Genomic DNA, 14,250 nt, shown 5'->3' on the forward strand with positions numbered 1-14,250 from the left:
TTGTTGCACTTGGCCAATGGATGTCTGGCCAGGAGGCGATGACATATCCGCCTCTCGTCATTCATGGTTGACCGGTCAAGTCCGTGGAATCCGCTTAGATATTCGGCTCGCACCAAGGCTGTTCAGCCGTGGGGGCCGCAAACAGATGGATAGGCCAAGCCTTCGCTGAGCAAGTTCTGGCCCTCGACCGTCGGGGATCATCTCGCATCGTGTTGAAAAACGGACAGTCAATTTACGAATATATAGCTGTATGAATAAAGCATCATTGAATAAAGCATCATATTGAAAAATGGATGATTTCCGTCTATAATTCAATGCAATGCTAGATGCTCCTGTCACCCATTCTGCGTACACGACCCGCCTCCAGGCCGCGGGCAAAATCTCCTTTACCCGCGACGAAGCGATGCGTGTTTTGGACTGTCTAAAGCCGCTTTCTTGAAGAGCGCGAAACGTCTGGAGCAAAAACAGCAACTCGTAAGTCCTCGAAACGGCTTCTGTGTAATCGTGCCGCCGCAATATCTCTCATTGGGGCGCGCCGCCTCCGACCTGGTACATTGACCAACTGATGCGCCACGATAACCGACCGTACTATGTCGGACCGCTCAAGGCCGCGGAACTGCAAGGCGCCTCACATCATGCGGTGATGGAATTTCAGATCATCACCAACAAGCAGATCCCAAGATGCGGGTCGGGCGCTCCATGCTCGTATTCTACTATCGCAAGGATTTTTCGCAGGTCTCGAACGCATTACAGGATTTCAAAACCGACGCTGGCACGATGAAACTTTCGTCGCCCGAACTTACCGCGTTGGATCTCCTGCGGTATCTGCACGTAGCTGGTAGCATCGACGCGATCGCGACGGTATTGAGCGATCTCGCGACGCGTATGAAAGCAGACAAGCTTGCATCCCTGGCGCGGCAATTCGAGCGCACGGTCATCCAACGTCTCGGTTATTTATTGGAGCGCCTTGGTCACGAGCAGGTAGCAGGTCCCTTGGAAAGCTATCTCCATGAAAACTATAAACCTCTGCCCTGGGTAATGCTGGAGCCGCAGAACCGCAAAGAGCACGCTCAAGAAAGCGAACCTCCGCTCGTACGCAGCACGCGTTTGGCACGTCATCGTCCATCGTTACCCCGAGATTGACGAATGATTCCGGCCCCTCAACATTGTCGCATGGTCGCAGACAACGCCATGGGTCGAACAACGGCAGGTCGAGCAAGACCTGATCATCAGCCGAGCGCTGGTCGCGCTCTTTTCGGATGAGTTCTTGAAGGCGGAACTCGGAGGGACCGCGCTCAACAACCTGCATTTTCCAAAGCCGTTGCGCTACTCCGAAGACATCGACCTCGTGTACCACGGCAGGCCCGATAGGGCCGGTGTTGACCGCGTTCGCGAAGTTCTGAATCCGTGGTTTGGCGAACCGCAATTCGTACAAAGCGAAATTGCGCCCAAGCTCAAATACTCGGTCGAAGCCGAAGACAAGAGCAACCCTGCGCCAATCCGTTTGAAGATCGAAATCAACACGCGGGAGCGTACTGCCTACGACACACCGCAATCTCTGCCATTTAAAGTCGAAAACGCGTGGTTTGGTTTACAGGCACCGCCGACATATCGACGTTTTCAAACGAAGAATTACTCTCGACCAAGCCTCGCGCGCTGCTCCAATGCCATAAGGGGCGGGACCTGATCGACATTGCGCACGCTCTCGATATCTTCGAGGGATTTGATGCGAGCACGACCGTAGAAGTCTTGGGCAAATACCTCGCGGCTGGCGGGACATCGATATCCCGCGCTGAAGCCGAAAAGCGCATGTTCACGAAACTCAACAATCCAAACTTCATGGCTGATGTTCGCCCGCTGCTGTCCGCAGACGAGGCGGAGGATTTCGACGACGATGCGGCGAAGGCTGCGTTCGTCAAGGTCTTCAGTAAGATCATCCGTCTGATGCCGGGCGAGGCCTGGTCCAAGACGGAGAAGATGATCGAACAGTCTGGACTTATTGATCAGTTCGAATAAAGTCGATGGTCAGAAGCCCAACCGAAGCGTTTTTCGGTGAATGCCCTTGGCCATGAGATGGCGAAATCGCGAGCGAAGCAGGTTTTGAGCTGACAGTTTACAAGCCGCTTGAAGTTACGAAGGGTTGTTTGCACTTTTCGAGCAAAAGCTCCCAGACTTCGCACAGCAGATTTTCAGCGTCGCGCACATCCCAAGGCATTAGTGACATTCCATTAACATTAACAGTGCGAACGGCCCATCTCGGTCAGCTTTCGATCCCGCGGCACTTTTGAAACAAGGTAACCTTGCCCCACGGGCTTATTCCAGTTTGAAATTCGTTCTGGCCCTGATCCGCTACCGCTCCACCCGCCCTCCAGACGCGGCTCTGCGCGGCCGGTTGCGCGATCTCGCCAACGAGCGGCGGCGTTTCGGCTATCGCCGGCTGTTCATCCTGCTGCGGCGGGAGGGAGAGCCGTCGGGATCAACCGGATCTACCGGCTTTATCGGGAGGAAGGGCTCGCCGTCCGCAAGCGGCGTGGCCGCCGCAAGGCTGTGGGGACGCGGGCGCCGAGCCTGGAAGCGACGCCGAATGCACGCTGGTCGTTGGATTTCGTCCACGACCAGTTCGCCAATGGCCGACGCTTCCGTATCCTCAACATCGTCGACGATGTCACCAAAGAGTGCCTGGGGCTATTCCAGATACGTCGATCTCAGGACGGCGCGTTGCCCGCGAACTGACGGCGATCGTCGAGCGACGCGGCAAGCCCGGAAGATCGTACCCGACCATGGCACCGAGTTCACCTGCAATGTCATGCTCGCCTGGAGCAAGGACACAGTCATCGACTGGCACTTCATCGCGCCGGGGAAACCGATGCAGAACGGTTTCATCGAGAGCTTCGTGTATAGACGGCCCCGCGGGTGCAAGGGATTTCGACAGCGTTTTGGAGATCGGTCGGGTGCGTTCATGTATACGGCCTGTTGGTGCGACCGATATCATGGCCGCTGGCCCTGATGGAGATCGCGGATCGAGGCCTCATCAACGGGTTCGCGCTTGTTGCGCTTAAAGCTCTTCGGGTTTTCTCGATCCCCAGCTCCGCCGGTTTCCATCATGCTGTCATCTGCCCTCACACCTAAAGTGGCAAGCCTGCTTGGCAGTTCACCCCGCAGCCTTCGGCCGATAGAACTCACCGGTCGTCATCATCGCCCAGATGATCCGAGCTTCTTAACTTGTTGGCAACGGCGATTGCAACGACTATGGGGCGACGTCACTCAAGTAGTGCGTCGATCCAGGCCGCTCCGACCCGTGATCGCGCCTTTGGGTACCGGACGACGTTGCGTGCCCCAATAATCAGCAAGTGCCGGAGATGGGCGTCCCCCTGCTTCCTTATATGGCCGAGCCTTTCCTTCCCACACGTGGAGTTCTGCCTTGGCGTCAGGCCGAGCCGAGCCAGGCAGCGAACTCCCGACCGGAGCGGAACATGGCGGGGTCTGAGACAGTGGCCGCGACGGCCGTGGCCGTAAAGACGATAACAAAATATGGGGCGTGTGCGCGAGCGACTTGCCGAGTGAATGGCCGAGCGCCGCCACAACGGCGACCAAGAAAAAAGGCCGCTTGAACGAACAAGCGGCCCAAGTCTAGGGAGGAAACGCCCAAGAGGGCAGCGATAGCGCATGGCGCCACCGCACTGCGGTAGATGCGTTGGCGGGGCATAAAACGCAAGAGGTTGACTTCCGGATCGATGTCAAAGTGCGCCTTTTTCCAGCCTTGCTTACTGAGCGTTCGGGCAATGATGTTTTGGCAAGACCAACAATCGCGATCAGGAGTATGTGGCGCTGTTGAGATCACTACAAAGACAGGTTTGTTCCACCATCACTTTACGATGAGGCCGACAAATCGCGTCCCAGATCACAAAAGCAAAGGACCGCCATAATCTGGTCGGTCAATTCAAATCCGGTGACAATAGCCGGGCGATTTCCTCGGGCTCTCCGACTTACCGCAGCACGAGTTTTCCGCTCGCAATCGGCCGTGTCGCGCTGTGCCAAATCTCCAGAGCATCGTTCGCGACATTCGCCGAGAACCGGCCGCGGTTGTTGCGCCGAATCAATGAGTTGGCGGGCCGCGAGCTCGCCCGGGCACAGGAACATATGGTCTTGCTCGGACGGCACTCCGCCGAAGAGAAGGTGGCGAGCTTCCTGATCGGCTGCCGCGACCGACTCAGTGGAATTGAATGTGGTGGAGAAATTCTGCCGCTGCCGATGAAACAGCTGGACATCGCGGATTATCTGGGGCTCACCACCGAAATGGTGAGTCGTACCTTCACGAAGCTCGAACGTGATGGCGTGATCCGCACCTTTACGCGTGGCGTCGTCCTGTTGGATGCCGCGCGCCGAAGCGCTGTCTGCGGGCGTAAGTTGAAGCGCGTCGCGTCTGGTTCTTTTGCCCTCATTTGATCAAGGTCAAAGACGCGTCTCTTGAAACGGCGATATATTCGCATCAGCTTCAATGGAGATCGTCATGCGCACCGATTCGCTCTTGGCTTCCGCAGCCGTCATCTCGGTCTTCGTTATTTTCGTCGCTGCCCTTGCTTGGGTCAATGTGCAATCCCCAGGGTGCATCAGGCGCCACCCGAGGGGGCGCGCAAGCGTCGTCCTTTCTGATTCCTTCAGGCAGCCGCTGGACCTGATGGAAAACTCCCTCCGGTGGTGTGGATAGCTGATCGGGGTCGATCTCGATCAAGGACAATGCAGCGTGGCCCGGGCTGATGGGGCAGACGCCCATGCAAAGAGAATCAAACATGCAGCAAGCTCAATCCGCGAAGTGGATGACCCATGGCGGAAAGCGGCGATGCCCTGGCTCGACATCAACCAGGAGCGCTACCACGCTTATATGGGCTATGTCGGTATGGTGAAGCTGGTCGAGGAGATCGACAGAGCGCTGTTCAACCCGATCTGGGAGCAACTGCGCCGGCCGGTGCCGTGGGACGAAGTCGCCAATAACTGGCGGGCCAAGGCCATTGCGCAAATGGACGCGCAGGCCGCCGAGGTCGCCGCCGATCCGGAGACGACCCGGCGCGCGAAAAAGGTCTGCTTCTGCAAGGAAGTCGATCTCGGCACCCTCGAGGACGCAATCCGCTCGCATGGCCTGACCAGCGTCGAGGCAGTCAGGCAGCACACCAACGCGTTCGGTGGCTGCTGTAAGAGGCGTATCGAGGACATCCTGGCCACCATGCCGGTGTCCTCGCCGCCTGCCATGCTGCAGGCCGCGGAATAGGACGGCGTCATGGCCATCGTCACCACGCCGAAGAAGGCCTGCGCGGTCAACCCGCTGAAGATGAGTCAGCCGATCGGCGGCGCATTCGCCTTCATGGGCCTGCGTGGGGCGATGCCGCTTCTGCACGGCTCGCAAGGGTGCACATCCTTCGGACTCACGCTGTTCGTGCGGCATTTCAAGGAGGCGGTGCCGCTGCAGACGACTGCGATGAGCGAGGTGGCGACCGTGCTCGGCGGTTATGAAAATGTCGAGAAGGCTATCCTCAACATATACAATCGTGCCAAGCCGGAGATCATCGGGATCTGCTCGACCGGAGTGACCGAAACCAATGGCGATGACGTCGACGGCTACATCAAGCTGATCCGCGAGCAGCATCCGCAGCTCGCCAAATTTCCTCTTGTCTTTGTCTCCACGCCCGATTTCAAGGACGCCTTCCAGGACGGGTGGGGAAAGACAGTGGCATGCATGGTCGAGGTACTGGTGGAGGCGCCGGCGGTCGGGGCGGAGCGTGATCCCGCGCGGGTGAATGTCCTCCCCGGATGTCACCTGACGCCGGGTGACCTCGACGAACTTAGGACGATCCTGGAGGATTTCGGCCTGAAGCCATCCTTCCTGCCTGATCTCGCGGGATCGCTGGACGGGCATATCCCGGACGAGTTTACGCCAACGACCATTGGTGGCATCGGGGTTGACGAAGTCGCGGGCATGGGCCGGTCCAGCTGGACCATTGCCATCGGTGCGCAGATGCGGCGGGCGGCAGAAGCCATGCAGGCGAAGTCTGGGGTGCCGTTTCGCTTGTTCGAGCGGCTGTGCGGCCTCATCCCCAACGATGAATTCATCGCTTTCCTGAGCGACATCAGTGGCCGCCCTGTGCCAGCAAAATATCGGCGCCAGCGCGGCCAGCTCAGCGATGCGATGCTGGACGCGCATTTCCATGTCGGCGGCCGCAAGCTCGCGATCGGTGCCGAGCCTGACCTCCTGTTCGACCTGTCCAGCATGCTTCACGAGATGGGCGCGCAGGTGACGGCGGCCGTGACGACCACGCCGTCGCCGGTGCTGGAGCGGATCGGGACCAAGGAGGTGCTGATCGGCGATCTCGAGGATCTGGAAGAGCTTGCTAGGACGAGGAATTGCGATCTGCTGATTACGCATTCGCATGGCCGCCAAGCGGCGGCGCGGCTGAAGATTCCGTTTTATCGCGCGGGATTTCCGATGTTCGATCGGATCGGCGCGGGACACCAGCTATCCGTCGGCTATCGCGGCACGCGCGATGTGATCTTCAATATCGCCAATCTCGTGATCGCCGACCGAGAGGAAAATCATCAGCCGACGCCCGATAGCTGGCGGACCTCGAGACGGCCCTTAAAGCCCGGCCGCCGTAGCTTCATCGACGCAACAGAGGGGTCGATTGCATGAAGGTCGCATTCGCTACCCAAGACTTGAGGCGCGTCGATGCGCACTTTGGCTGGGCCAAGTACATCGCGATCTATGATGTTGGGCCGGGCGGGCACGTATTTCTGAAGGCGGTTCAGTTCTACGGCGATCTCAAGGAAGACGGCAACGAGGACAAGCTCGCGCCCAAGATCGAGGCAATCAAGGATTGCGCCATTCTCTATGTCGCTGCCATCGGCGGCTCCGGTGCCGCGCGGGTAGTGGCGAACAATATACATCCCATCAAGGTGAACAAGCCCGAGAACATTCTGGCGCTGGTCGAAGCTTCAGCACGTGCTGAAGGGTACGCCGCCACCCTGGCTGCGCAAGGCGCTGGCAAAGGACCAGGAGCGCACGCTCGATTTCGAAGAATGAGGACGACATGACTGAAGCCGCGGATATCGTGCAAACCGATCGCGCGCTCGATGCGCCATTCGTGAGGGAACTGATCAAGATCTGGCGCGCCCAGGACGTCCATGGCGCCTGGGACGGCAAGAGCGATCTCGATCTCCTCGAACCCTATATTCTGGACAAGGAGAAACGGCGCGCGCTGCCGATCGTCGGCGATCCCGATCCGGATACGGTCTGGCGGCTGGAGCTGTTCTTCAATGCGGTCGCGCTCTCGATCGAGAAGGCGACCGGTGTGATGATCCAGCCGATGCTGAAGATGCACCAGGAAGGCTTTGGCCGCATGGTGCTGATCGGCGGCCGGCTGATCGTGGTGAACAAGCAGCTGCGCGATGTGCATCGCTTCGGCTTCGACAATCTCGCAAAGCTCGCCACCGAGGGTGACAAATACGTCGAAGGCGGCATCGAGATGACCCGGAAATTTCCCGACGTGGCCAACTATTGAGAGCAGCTCATGAGCGACCTTGAAATGCTGAAAGGGGAAATAAGAAAGCTGTCGGTCAAGGCGACGAAGGCCAAGATGGATCTGCACGATTTGTCGGAGGAACTTCCCATCAACTGGACCTCGATCATGGCGGTGGCGCAGAAGGCGCACGATGCCTTTGCCGAACTCGAGCGCAAGCGCGAGGATCTCAAGGCGCTGGAAAAGGCCTAAAAAGGGTATCCGATCATGTCATTTGCAACGCGCGACGGCCGCGACTGGGCGCCAAACTACCTGATCTCAATTGATCCCAAGAAGTGCATCGGTTGTGGCCGCTGTTTCAAGGTCTGCGGTCGCGACGTCATGACATTGAAGGGGATCAATGAGGAGGGCGATCTTGTCGATCTCGACGATGACGAAGACGGTGAGATCGAAAAGAAGATTATGGTGATGAATGACCGGGGCGCTTGTATCGGCTGCGGCGCCTGCGCCCGGGTTTGTCCGACCAACTGCCAGACCCACCAGCCCGCCGCAGCGGAAGCCGCTTGACAGCGCCTCTGTCCGCCTTTCCCGCAAGCAAGCGGGAGTTGGACGGCGAAGCCTCGCTGAAGGGACTCTCCGTGTGCTGCGCTCGGGGATAGAGTCCCTCGGCGCCGACCGGCGCGAAGGACTTGGTTGATTAGTGGTCGAAGCGGGCGGCCGTCGTCTGCAAGATGCGTGACAAAGTAGTCCGCCCTGACAGCAGCATGAAGGGCCGGTCGACGGACGGTAGTTCAAATCCCGCTCCCATCGAAATGAGATCGGCCGGAGCCAGCGCGTCGTTCATAGGATGGGACTCTATGCGCCGCGACAGCATCACAAAATGGTTGGCATTGCAGGGCCCTGCCGCGGATGGGCGTCGTAATAGTGCCGGCTCCGGCAAGCTGGCCTTCGGGAATGTTCGGTGACCTTCACCAGTGACTGCTCCCGCGAAGTCGGTCATCCTGCTCGGCCATTCCCACCAGCTTGCTGGCTCCGAGTCGCCGTCCCCGGGTAGAATCATGCGTCGTCGGCCGCAAGCATCTGAATTCTGCGAAAATGCCGGTTCGGATGGTTCATAATGTCTGCTGCCACTATGGGATCGGATGTTGGCAATCCTCAATAACTTCATTCCGCTGTCGCGAACGAGTTCGTTAGGCGCGTGACCACCTCGAGCAGACGTTCGGGCTCCTGGAAGAACTCAACCGGCCCTTACGCGTGGACGGCGATGTAATTCCATGTCGGCACCACCTTCCCGGTTTCTTGCTTGGTCGCGAACCATGAGGGTGTCACGTAGGCTTCCGGACCCATGAAGATCGCCAGAGCTTCGCCGGTCGGAGCCGAACGCCATTGTGGATTGGCCTTCGCCAAGTGCCCGTACAGCACTCCGTGCTCTCCTTCGGTCTCATCGAGGAAGAGCGTGTCGCAATCGGTCCGTCCGCGGTGGCCGTGACCAGGTTGGCGAGGCCGGCGGAGCAAATGGTCGCGCGGATGCTTTCGACCTCGTCATCTCTAAAGGCGGGGGGCACATACATGGCGGTTCTCCGTTCTCGTTCCTGAGATAGACCGAGCCTGGTACGGTTAGAACTGCCAGTTATCACTGATTTTGATGGTCCAGTTGGAGGGGCATGCGACTAGGACAATCGCCGCGAACGAAGCTGATCGACCGCTTGAGCCAGAAGCTGACAGCCGCGCTCGATCTGGCGCGCCTCCAGTGCGGCGTAACCCATGCTTCGGACGTTTGGGGCAGATCGCGAAACCAGACCACCACATGCAAGCCAGCGGCTGCGCCGTCGGATCTCGCGCATAGGGAAGGCTGCACGCAATCCGTCTTCAGCGGCCATGGGCAACCTGGTCGATGCGAAACGGCAGGCGGACGGTGTATGGGCCTCATCCAGCCCTTTGCCGCGCGGCCCCGGGGCATTCCGCGCGCCGATGATCTCAACAACAAGGCTTTCCATTTTCATGATACGATCCGTCACGGCAGCGACCATAGCCGGGGTGACGCCAAGTGTCTTGTGGACGCGGCAGAAGTTGTAGAAAAAGAAGTAGAGTGCCAACGCGTGGAAATGGTTTTCAAACTTCTTGCTGAACGCATTGGTGAAGCGGGTAAGCCGCCTCATTGACATGCGCATGGTCAGGTTCTGCCGCTCAACAAATGAGGTGCTGTTAGGCTTCGGATCGGGGTTGCCCATGATGGCTTCCTTGATCGCGCCAATGCACTTGGGCGGGCTATAGCGGCCAGGACGGCATAGTCAGTCGCGAATATCTTGTTCAGCATCGCGTAGTCAGCGTTGAAATCGACCGCAGATACGGCCTTGAGATAGGCTTTGTGGCCATCTGTGATGAGCTGGACGCGGTTGGCAAGACGCGCCTCCAAGTCTCCTAGGAAGACAATGCCGTTGTCTTGGCTGCGGTCGCCAACGTGCCATGACAGGATCAGCTTGGAGTCGGCGTCCAGGCCCGTCCACGTCCAGATGTCGCCAGCAGCGGCCGGAGCCGCTCAGCAAATTTGACATTCTTCTGCTTGGCGTAGCTGAACGACCAAACCTCAACGCATTGGATGCGGATGGCGGGGACATGGCGGACCTTCTCATCGTGGAAGGCGGCGCAGGCCAAACCAGCGTCCACCAAGAGCTTAGTCACGGTATTGATCGACACCCCGTGCGGCGCGGCAATCAGGATGGAAGTGCGTATTGCCTCATGGAGGAATGTTCCCGAAGACTTCCCATCCAGATTGTCGCGCTATAACCCCGGTAATCCGGCTGAGCTGCTGCCCTCACAGAGCATCGTCAGAATCTGGACGCGGGTTTGTAGGGGCAGCTTGTTCATAGCGCTCATCCCACCGATGCGGAAAGCATTCCAATGACTGCTCCCACCAAGAGAGGCTGCTTCGGGGCACTTTTCCGTATGATGACGAACCGGAAGCAATTTGACAGCGGTGATCTTCACCGGTGAGCCTTTCGAGCAGGACACTTCGGCGAATTTGATCTCGTAGTTGCCAGGGCCTGCGGAAAAAACCGGAACCATCGTGCCATCCGCCTGACGGGCACGGGCAAGCCCAGGCCGGCGGCCGAAACCGGATTGGCCGCGAGGAGCGGCTGGTTCACGCCACCCTCCGCGGGCCGAAGGCCGGCGTGCCAACGCTGAAAATCACGAGAATCCCGCCTGATCGACAGCGCAATCTGCCGTAATCGGGCGCGTGACCGAATAGATGGTCAGCATGCCACGATCGAGCATTGCCGTCAGCTCGTCCAGCGAGCAGCCGGCAAAGTCGGACGCGAAGAGATCAATTTTTTGTAGCAGCCGCGGAGATGCGCGTTGTGAGCCCCGTAAAGCGACAGTGCTCGCGCGAACCCGTCGATCGTGCACGGGTCGCACCTAGTGGTGGTGCGCTTGCGACGCCGCGCGTCGAATTCCCCAGAAGGTGAGGCGATCCAGCACCCTGCGCGATTCTTGCAGGGCTGGTCGCAGGGTGATTAATGAAAGGCATCTTGTCATGAACGAGCAATGGATGCAGCCGAATACCGCCTATGCGATCTGCGGCTTCTACGACATCCCAAGCCGTGGTCCATTGTTGTGGTGCGCTGGGGCAAGCGGGTGTTTGGCTATCTCAATAAATGCCCGCATAACCGGGTCAACCTGGACTGGGAACGTAACCAGTTCCTCGATCCCAAGGGCATCCGGCTGATGTGCAGTAAGCACGGCTCGACCTTCGAGCTCGGCACCGGCCGCTGCGTTGATGGCCCGTGCAAGGGCAGCGGGCTCACGCCGGTCGCGTTGACGGTGCTGGACGGCGACATCTGCGTCACCGGCGTGCGGCTTGTTGTAGGACGAGAACGGATCCCACCGGCGAGGGCTGGACCAGCGCTCAGACCGGCCGGTTCTCGTTGCGGTTTTTGACGGGCCCCATCCTCTTCAGCCCGTCTTCGTAGGAGATTTCGTCATAGGATGCATCGACATTCCTGGCCGCGTCGAGCAAGTAATCGAGCCTGCCGCCCGCATCGAGCTTCTTGAGGCCGTTCTTGTTGACCCCGACCAGGTCCATCATCTCCTTCCAGATGACAGTGGATTCATCGCACGGCAGCACGTGGAAGGTGATATCACCGAGTTTGGTTCGGTATTTCGCCAACAGGTCTATGTTGTTGCAAAACATGAAGTAGCTGCCACCAGGGCTTAGCGCGCCGTCAAGAACGTTTGCGATATCAGCAAGATAAGCGAAGCAGTGCAGATAGCCGGCCAGCACCGGAATGGTGCTTTCGCCTTCCTGCGCGACCATCAGCACCTGCTCGATCGAATAGTCGGGCGGCCGCTCCTCGTCCGCGACCTGGGTCTGGAATTTTAGTGCGATATCGCCGCGAAAGCCGAACCGGCCCGGCTTGGTGGTCCCGCCCTTGAATATGGCATTGAGCAGGCGCCCCTCCTTGTCCAGCCGGCCGAGCGCGGTGTTCTCGATTGCAGTCATGAAAATCGTCCTCGATCTAAGCTCATCACCGGACACCTCGGCCGGCGCAACATGTGCAATGCAAATTGTTTGCCGCCGCGACTGGAATGGTTCATCCGCGTAACACTTAAAGAAAACACGCAAGCGCGTCGCGATCCCTCGAAGAGCCTCGTCAGGAACCCGACACGGGTCGCAAAGCCACTCTGAGCGATTCGAAAAAGACGGGAACTATCAAGCGCGCGCTGGCATGCAGCTTGCGAATTCGCAAGCAACCGACTTATGCAAGGGAAGGGTGAGCCACAAGCAACCTGGATGCAGTCAAGACCGCGATCTCAACGTCGGCGCAGCCGGCGAGCGGGCAGTCATTGTTGCTTCGGCCTCGTCGTGGCGGTTCGCGTTCACGAACCGCCTCGCTGCTCATCAGTCATAGACGCGTCGTCGACACCCGGCGCATGCGGGAGTTGGCGCAGCCCTTGGCGGGTGATCTTCTTCCCTTCGCCTTCATTCAGACCCCGCAGCCATCGCTCCGGCCCCACCCAAGAGCTTCACGTTGAGGCGGCCGCCGGTGAACAGCATGTCGTCGAGCGCTTCCTCGATGTCAGCTGTGGTCACTGAGTTTCCGCCGTTACGAGCGATGCATGATTGCGCAATGCGCCGCATCAGCTCCTTAATGAAAGCGGCGCTGACGCCCTCAGTGCGGCGCACCGTCTCGGCTACGATCTCCGCCTCAAGCGGCAGGCCCATGCCGTAAAGCCGGATCAGCTTGTCGCGGCCGGTCGTATCAGGCAGCGGCATCTCGATCGCCTGGTCGATGCGGCCGGGACGACCGGCCAGGGCGCCCTCGAGTTGTTCGGGGCGGTTGGTGGTGAGCACGAAGAGGATGTCAGCGTCTTCCTTCAAGCCGTCCATTTCATTTAGGAGCTTGTTCAGCGCGGCCTCCTCACATGTTGTCAAGTCGTCGCGCTTGCTGGCGATCAGATCGACATCCTCGATCACCACCATGGTAGGCTGCAGCAGGCGCGCGAGCGCCATATAGGCGCTCAGCTCACCGACCTCTTCGGCGGTGATGATTAGCGTGGTGTGTCCCGGTAGGTTGGTGGCGAGATAGCGGATGGTGTGGGTCTTACCGGTGCCCGGCGGGCCATAGAGCAGGATGCCCTTGCGGGTCGACTGGCCGAATCGGCGGAGTGCGCCGCGCGTGGCGACAAAACTCAACACGTTGCGATCGAGCAATTTGATAGCCTGTTCCCGCAGGATCACCTCCTCGCGCCTCACTGGTGCCACTCGATGCACCGTGATGCCTCTTGAGCGGCCGCTGTAATCCGCACCTTTCTCAAATGAGAGGATCTTGCCGCGATAAGAACGTGCCGCGTGCACCGCCCGTTCCAGTTCGTCAAAGCTGCGCTGAACAAAGGCTTCGCCGCCAGACCCCGCAGGGGCAACGATTTCAATCCGGATCCTCGGCTCTTGCTTGAACTCGAACTCAGTAGAGAGCACGACGGCATAGAAAAATTCGCTCGCCCGGCAAAGCCACAGTCCATTGCACAGGCATTTGACCGGCGCCGTTTCGCCAGTATCAACGTGGTGATATTGCGGCGGCACCAGCGAAATCGCATTCCGTCCACGCTGTTTGATCCGAGCGAATGAAAGCGTCTCGTACCTATGTTGTTCATAGACGCCGAAGAAGCGGACCGGATCGGCGAATAGCTTATCGATCGCGACCTGAACATCGGCCTGCATGTGGCCCGGGAATCGCCGCACAGTAGTGGCGAGTTCGCTCGGCGGTATGTTGGTGAAGTGCCACTCAAGCGCTTCGAAGGCATATTCGAATTGCACGTCGGACAGGTCGGGGCCGTCCGGTTCGCCCGCGGCTTCGCCCGTGATCAGCAGGGGACATCCTTCAGCTCGGATACGCTCTTGCGCCGCCTCGAGGAGCGCCTTTGCGACTGAGGGAGGATAGCGTCCGCAGACGGCCTTGCCATGCTGCAAGACGAGTTCGGCGAGCGCAATGGCATCCCGCTCCTGTTTGTCGAATACCTCGCGCAGCAGGCGTACCACGAAACCGAGAGTCGTCTTGTCGTCATTGTGCAAAACAAGCTGAATGGGCGCACCGCCTGCGGAGATCTTGTCGACAAAGACCCCCGGTGCGTGTTCTAGTTGTTCGGTAGTGTTCGTCATGAAAGTGGTCTCCGATCTAAGCTCATCACCGGACACTTCGGCCGGCTTAGACACGCAATGCAAATTGCTTGCCGCCGCGTTCCT

The 14,250-nt window shown here is 59.1% G+C and carries 13 protein-coding genes and 5 pseudogenes; 12 read left to right on the forward strand and 6 right to left on the reverse strand.

Features of this window, described 5'->3' with window-relative positions:
• Nucleotides 1-565: 565 nt before the first annotated feature.
• The 4 genes and pseudogenes from RX328_RS08995 to RX328_RS09010 form a co-directional block, all read left to right on the forward strand.
• Nucleotides 566-1,143 (forward strand): annotated as a pseudogene (locus RX328_RS08995) (type IV toxin-antitoxin system AbiEi family antitoxin).
• Between the two features lie 124 nt (nucleotides 1,144-1,267).
• The gene (locus RX328_RS09000; RefSeq protein ID WP_312018172.1) at nucleotides 1,268-1,687 is read left to right on the forward strand and encodes a nucleotidyl transferase AbiEii/AbiGii toxin family protein; all 420 of its coding nucleotides are present in this window, start codon (nucleotides 1,268-1,270) and stop codon (nucleotides 1,685-1,687) included.
• Complete coding sequence (locus tag RX328_RS09005) at nucleotides 1,582-2,016, forward strand: nucleotidyl transferase AbiEii/AbiGii toxin family protein (protein ID WP_312018171.1); 435 nt, start codon at nucleotides 1,582-1,584, stop codon at nucleotides 2,014-2,016. The genes RX328_RS09000 and RX328_RS09005 overlap by 106 nt, the downstream gene beginning before the upstream one ends.
• Nucleotides 2,017-2,341: 325 nt before the next feature.
• Nucleotides 2,342-3,004: pseudogene (locus tag RX328_RS09010) on the forward strand (DDE-type integrase/transposase/recombinase); the annotation flags it as partial.
• Nucleotides 3,005-3,260: 256 nt separating this feature from the next.
• Here RX328_RS09010 and RX328_RS09015 read toward each other — a convergent pair.
• Nucleotides 3,261-3,668, reverse strand: a complete 408-nt coding sequence (locus tag RX328_RS09015) for an IS110 family transposase (RefSeq protein ID WP_249727333.1) — start codon at nucleotides 3,666-3,668, stop codon at nucleotides 3,261-3,263.
• A gap of 415 nt (nucleotides 3,669-4,083) precedes the next feature.
• On the opposite strand from RX328_RS09015, the gene RX328_RS09020 reads away from it, so the two are divergent.
• The 7 genes and pseudogenes from RX328_RS09020 to fdxB all read left to right on the forward strand — a co-directional run bounded on the left by RX328_RS09020 (nucleotide 4,084) and on the right by fdxB (nucleotide 8,075).
• Complete coding sequence (locus RX328_RS09020; RefSeq protein ID WP_244608746.1) at nucleotides 4,084-4,446, forward strand: helix-turn-helix domain-containing protein; 363 nt, start codon at nucleotides 4,084-4,086, stop codon at nucleotides 4,444-4,446.
• 385 nt (nucleotides 4,447-4,831) lie between these two features.
• A pseudogene (locus tag RX328_RS09025) lies at nucleotides 4,832-5,266 on the forward strand ((2Fe-2S)-binding protein); the annotation flags it as partial.
• A gap of 9 nt (nucleotides 5,267-5,275) precedes the next feature.
• Entirely contained in the window at nucleotides 5,276-6,682 is a 1,407-nt protein-coding gene (gene nifN, locus RX328_RS09030; RefSeq protein WP_057852069.1) for a nitrogenase iron-molybdenum cofactor biosynthesis protein NifN, read from the forward strand.
• A pseudogene (nifX, locus tag RX328_RS09035) lies at nucleotides 6,679-7,072 on the forward strand (nitrogen fixation protein NifX). The gene nifN and the pseudogene nifX overlap by 4 nt, the downstream one beginning before the upstream one ends.
• 7 nt (nucleotides 7,073-7,079) lie before the next feature.
• A complete protein-coding gene (locus RX328_RS09040; RefSeq protein ID WP_317258659.1) occupies nucleotides 7,080-7,550 on the forward strand; it encodes a NifX-associated nitrogen fixation protein in 471 nt (156 codons plus the stop codon).
• A gap of 9 nt (nucleotides 7,551-7,559) precedes the next feature.
• Nucleotides 7,560-7,760, forward strand: coding sequence for a CCE_0567 family metalloprotein (locus RX328_RS09045; RefSeq protein ID WP_275190657.1), 201 nt, complete (start codon nucleotides 7,560-7,562; stop codon nucleotides 7,758-7,760).
• Nucleotides 7,761-7,775: 15 nt separating this feature from the next.
• Nucleotides 7,776-8,075, forward strand: a complete 300-nt coding sequence (gene fdxB, locus RX328_RS09050) for a ferredoxin III, nif-specific (protein WP_213257229.1) — start codon at nucleotides 7,776-7,778, stop codon at nucleotides 8,073-8,075.
• A 618-nt stretch (nucleotides 8,076-8,693) separates the two neighbouring features.
• On the opposite strand, the pseudogene RX328_RS09055 reads toward fdxB, so the two are convergent.
• From RX328_RS09055 to RX328_RS09065, 3 genes and pseudogenes are all read right to left on the reverse strand, one after another.
• Nucleotides 8,694-9,079 (reverse strand): annotated as a pseudogene (locus tag RX328_RS09055) (FMN-binding negative transcriptional regulator); the annotation flags it as partial.
• A 99-nt stretch (nucleotides 9,080-9,178) separates the two neighbouring features.
• On the reverse strand, nucleotides 9,179-9,739 hold the full coding sequence (locus RX328_RS09060; RefSeq protein WP_213257316.1) for a hypothetical protein: 561 nt from the start codon (nucleotides 9,737-9,739) through the stop codon (nucleotides 9,179-9,181).
• A 550-nt stretch (nucleotides 9,740-10,289) separates the two neighbouring features.
• Nucleotides 10,290-10,574 carry a hypothetical protein gene (locus RX328_RS09065; RefSeq protein ID WP_213257318.1) on the reverse strand — a complete coding sequence of 95 codons (285 nt, stop codon included), beginning with the start codon at nucleotides 10,572-10,574 and terminating at the stop codon, nucleotides 10,290-10,292.
• Nucleotides 10,575-11,054: 480 nt separating this feature from the next.
• On the opposite strand from RX328_RS09065, the gene RX328_RS09070 reads away from it, so the two are divergent.
• Nucleotides 11,055-11,447, forward strand: a complete 393-nt coding sequence (locus RX328_RS09070; RefSeq protein WP_244608660.1) for a Rieske (2Fe-2S) protein — start codon at nucleotides 11,055-11,057, stop codon at nucleotides 11,445-11,447.
• On the opposite strand, the gene RX328_RS09075 is transcribed toward RX328_RS09070, so the two are convergent.
• Both RX328_RS09075 and RX328_RS09080 read right to left on the reverse strand, forming a co-directional pair.
• Nucleotides 11,416-12,009, reverse strand: coding sequence for a hypothetical protein (locus RX328_RS09075; RefSeq protein WP_108522733.1), 594 nt, complete (start codon nucleotides 12,007-12,009; stop codon nucleotides 11,416-11,418). The two genes, RX328_RS09070 and RX328_RS09075, sit on opposite strands and share 32 nt — an antisense overlap.
• 480 nt (nucleotides 12,010-12,489) lie before the next feature.
• Nucleotides 12,490-14,220: an ATP-dependent Clp protease adaptor ClpS gene (locus tag RX328_RS09080; RefSeq protein WP_275190654.1), complete on the reverse strand. Its 1,731-nt coding sequence runs from the start codon at nucleotides 14,218-14,220 to the stop codon at nucleotides 12,490-12,492.
• Nucleotides 14,221-14,250 lie beyond the last annotated feature (30 nt).

It is taken from the genome of Bradyrhizobium sp. sBnM-33 (assembly GCF_032917945.1).
GTDB lineage: Bacteria > Pseudomonadota > Alphaproteobacteria > Rhizobiales > Xanthobacteraceae > Bradyrhizobium.

Coding starts and splice junctions, on each gene's coding strand:
- RX328_RS09015 (WP_249727333.1), bottom strand. CDS start 3,668: ATGCGCTATCGCTGCCCTCTTGGGCGTTTCCTCCCTAGACTTGGGCCG.
- nifN (WP_057852069.1), top strand. CDS start 5,276: ATGGCCATCGTCACCACGCCGAAGAAGGCCTGCGCGGTCAACCCGCTG.
- RX328_RS09040 (WP_317258659.1), top strand. CDS start 7,080: ATGACTGAAGCCGCGGATATCGTGCAAACCGATCGCGCGCTCGATGCG.
- RX328_RS09045 (WP_275190657.1), top strand. CDS start 7,560: ATGAGCGACCTTGAAATGCTGAAAGGGGAAATAAGAAAGCTGTCGGTC.
- fdxB (WP_213257229.1), top strand. CDS start 7,776: ATGTCATTTGCAACGCGCGACGGCCGCGACTGGGCGCCAAACTACCTG.
- RX328_RS09060 (WP_213257316.1), bottom strand. CDS start 9,739: ATGGGCAACCCCGATCCGAAGCCTAACAGCACCTCATTTGTTGAGCGG.
- RX328_RS09065 (WP_213257318.1), bottom strand. CDS start 10,574: ATGGTTCCGGTTTTTTCCGCAGGCCCTGGCAACTACGAGATCAAATTC.
- RX328_RS09070 (WP_244608660.1), top strand. CDS start 11,055: ATGGATGCAGCCGAATACCGCCTATGCGATCTGCGGCTTCTACGACAT.
- RX328_RS09075 (WP_108522733.1), bottom strand. CDS start 12,009: ATGACTGCAATCGAGAACACCGCGCTCGGCCGGCTGGACAAGGAGGGG.